Genomic DNA, 2649 nt, shown 5'->3' with positions numbered 1-2649 from the left:
ATCAAGTCGGTGGATCCAGGTTTCTGCTGGCAAGACGCCGGTTCGCCCTCGTACTGGGTCGTACTTGGGCGAACCGGCAACGCCGCCAGCAGGAAGCTGGGCCGCCGAATTAGTTGCCTGATTTCCGGCGCGGGACACTAGGCCGCGAGCCCTCCCCGGCAGTCGTCCCGCACCACCTGGGCCAGCAGCAGCACCCTGCCGCCTGCCGTCACCACGTTGACCGGACGGCATTCCAGGCGACTGACCACGCCCGCCAGCAACGGCACGCCGCCGAAGCCGCAGTCCACCCGGAAACCGTGGGTGGACTGCACGGTGTCGAAGTCGGTGGGGTGCCTCGCGAGGTGGTCGGCCAGTGCCTCCTGCCCGGCCCGCAGGACGTGAACCGCCACGGCGTCCGCCGTCGTGAAGGTTCGGTAGCCCTCGGCGTCGCGCGGGATGCCGATCGTGACCCGGGAAGGCTCGGCCGGGACCGGCGTCAGCGCGGTCACCGGGCAGCCCCACCACCAGCCAGCGCGGTCGGCGGTGGTGGCGACCATCATGACGCCGCCCGCAATCCCTGCTCGGTGACCAGGTGGGTCGCGTTGCGCTCCAGGGAGCCGTCGCGGGACAGCAGCTGGGTCGCGCCGCCCAGGATGCCGGCGCACAGCTGGGTCGCGTCGAAGACCGGCGCCGAGTTCAGGATCACCGTGGCCGGGGTGAGGCCGACCGACGCCGCCCTCGCCTTCAGTGCCTGGTGCGTGACCAGGCCGGACAGGATCGCGGCCGGCTCGCGTTCGTCGCGGTCCCGTGGCTCGACGAGCAGTGCGCCCGCCGTGGCCAGTTCCGCGCAGGTCAGCACGCCCGGCTCGGCCGGCGCGTCGAGCAGCAGCACGAGCTCGAGCTCCGCACCCAGCACCGGGCGCACCCGCTCGTACATCGCGCGGCCCAGGATCACCGCACGGGTCTTCGTGACGGCCAGGAAGTCCGCGAGCTCGTCCGCCGGGAGCCGCGGGTCCACCGGCGCGGCCACGTTGCCGCTGCGGACGACCGCGTAGAAGGCCGTCGGGAAGTCGAGGCCCGGCAGCGCGGCCACGGCCACGGTGAGGCCGTCGCCGCCCAACGCCTGCCGCAGGCCGAACGCCAGGCGCGACACCGCGCGGTCCAACTCGGCGAACGTCACCACGCTGGAACCCGTCCGCAGTGCGGCCCGGTTCGGCCACGTCCGCGCGGCCTGGCTGGTCAGCACATCGAGGGAACCCACTGGTAGGTCAGCGTGCTTCATGTCGGACTCGCCCCCTGTCCGGGTAGGACTCGATCAGGTCCGGAATGCCACCGAACTCGACGGTCTGCTGTAGTGCGGCCAGCATCGAGGCGCTGCCCGCGGCGATCTCCCGTTCCACCCTCGCCACCGCGGCGGGGTCGTTGTCCGCGACGCGGAAGTAGTGGTCGAGCGCCACCATCGAGCCGAGGCCCTTCGGCACGACGAGCCAGATGCCGCCCATCGTCACCACCGGCGCGTGCACGTCGACCTGCCGGAAACGCACCTGCATGCGCTTCGGGTTCAGCTCCCGGACCATGACCATGTCCTGCGTCGTCACGCCGTCGACCAGCGTCGCGAACCGGACGCGCTCGCAGACGCCGTCGAAACCGAGGTGCTCGACCGCGACCAGCGGGTCCAGCAGCGCGGGCCAGCGGTCCACGTTGGCGACCACTTCGAACACGCGCTTCGGGGGCGCGGCGACCTTGGTCGTGTGGCGAGCCGTCCAGATCCTGAGCTCTGTCATGTCATCCGCTCCCTCCGGCAACTCCCAGGTGGCCGGTATGTCTATGAGTTTCCTCACCCGTGCTGGAGGTCAACTCGAGGTTTGCTCGACAAGTGGTCCCTATCCTGGCGACTCGTGGTAAAGAGATCGCTACCGGCAGTTTTCGTGCCTGTTGCGAGAGCGGCCCAAGATACGGCGCAGATCCTGTAACCAACGGGAACGGAATGACCAACGGGAACGGAGGCCGCGCATGTCAGACACACAGGGTGTGCCGAGGCGCCTCATGACCACGGTCGTCACGGCCGACGCGGGCCCGCGGGCACGGCGCGGTCGGTTCCACCTGCTGCTCGTGCGGGCCTACCGCGAGTGGGAGTCGGGAACTCGCGGTCCGGTGTGGCTGCGTTGCTCAGCCGACGGTCCAGGTGTCACTCCCGCGCAGGAGTGACCGCAGGTCGGCCGGTTTCGTCTCGGTGGCGGCGGTGACTTGTTGGCGTGCTTGGTCGTCGTAGGTCGGCCGCGAGATGTTGCGGTAGATCCCGGTGACGGTGTGGGACAGGTCCTGGGTGGAGAGCCGGGACAACGCAAAAGCGTAGGTGGGGTCGTCGATGGTGGTGTCGTGGACGACGATCCGGTTGTCGCCGACTTCAGCGATTTTGGCGGTGTCGAGGGTGCCGGAGTCGGTTCGTATGACGCCGTATTCGCTGTTGGGTCCGAAGCGGATGGGTTTGCCGTTTTCGAGGGGGATGAGTCGTTGTTCTTTTTCGCCTTGGTCTTTGAGGAGGTCGAAGGCGCCGTCGTTGAAGATGGGGCAGTTCTGGTAGATCTCGACGAGTGCGGTGCCGCGGTGTTGGGCGGCGGCGGTGAGGACGGAGGTGAGTTGGGTGCGGTCGTTGTCGAGGGTTCGTGC

At 69.0% G+C, this 2649-nt stretch carries 4 protein-coding genes and 1 pseudogene; 1 reads left to right on the top strand and 4 read right to left on the bottom strand.

Annotated elements, in window-relative coordinates:
* Positions 1-137: 137 nt before the first annotated feature.
* The 3 genes from VET29_RS38180 to VET29_RS38170 are packed head-to-tail and all read right to left on the bottom strand — an operon-like array spanning position 138 to position 1763.
* Positions 138-539, bottom strand: coding sequence for a flavin reductase family protein (locus tag VET29_RS38180; protein ID WP_324930245.1), 402 nt, complete (start codon positions 537-539; stop codon positions 138-140).
* Positions 536-1261, bottom strand: coding sequence for a class I adenylate-forming enzyme family protein (locus VET29_RS38175; protein WP_324930243.1), 726 nt, complete (start codon positions 1259-1261; stop codon positions 536-538). Before VET29_RS38175 ends, VET29_RS38180 begins: the two co-directional genes overlap by 4 nt.
* A complete protein-coding gene (locus VET29_RS38170; RefSeq protein WP_324930239.1) occupies positions 1248-1763 on the bottom strand; it encodes an aromatase/cyclase in 516 nt (171 codons plus the stop codon). The genes VET29_RS38175 and VET29_RS38170 overlap by 14 nt, the downstream gene beginning before the upstream one ends.
* 229 nt (positions 1764-1992) lie before the next feature.
* On the opposite strand from VET29_RS38170, the gene VET29_RS38165 reads away from it, so the two are divergent.
* Positions 1993-2187 (top strand): hypothetical protein, encoded by a 195-nt coding sequence (locus VET29_RS38165; RefSeq protein WP_324930236.1) that lies wholly within the window; start codon positions 1993-1995, stop codon positions 2185-2187.
* Here the strand turns inward: VET29_RS38165 and VET29_RS38160 are convergent.
* Positions 2149-2649, bottom strand: a pseudogene (locus VET29_RS38160) (2-oxoacid:ferredoxin oxidoreductase subunit beta); the annotation flags it as partial. The gene VET29_RS38165 and the pseudogene VET29_RS38160 sit on opposite strands and share 39 nt — an antisense overlap.

It is taken from the genome of Actinophytocola sp., assembly GCF_035634895.1.
In the GTDB taxonomy this organism is placed as follows: Bacteria; Actinomycetota; Actinomycetes; order Mycobacteriales; family Pseudonocardiaceae; genus Actinophytocola.
Note: the sequence above shows the minus strand (reverse complement) of the source record. Positions and strands in the feature narration are given on the sequence as shown.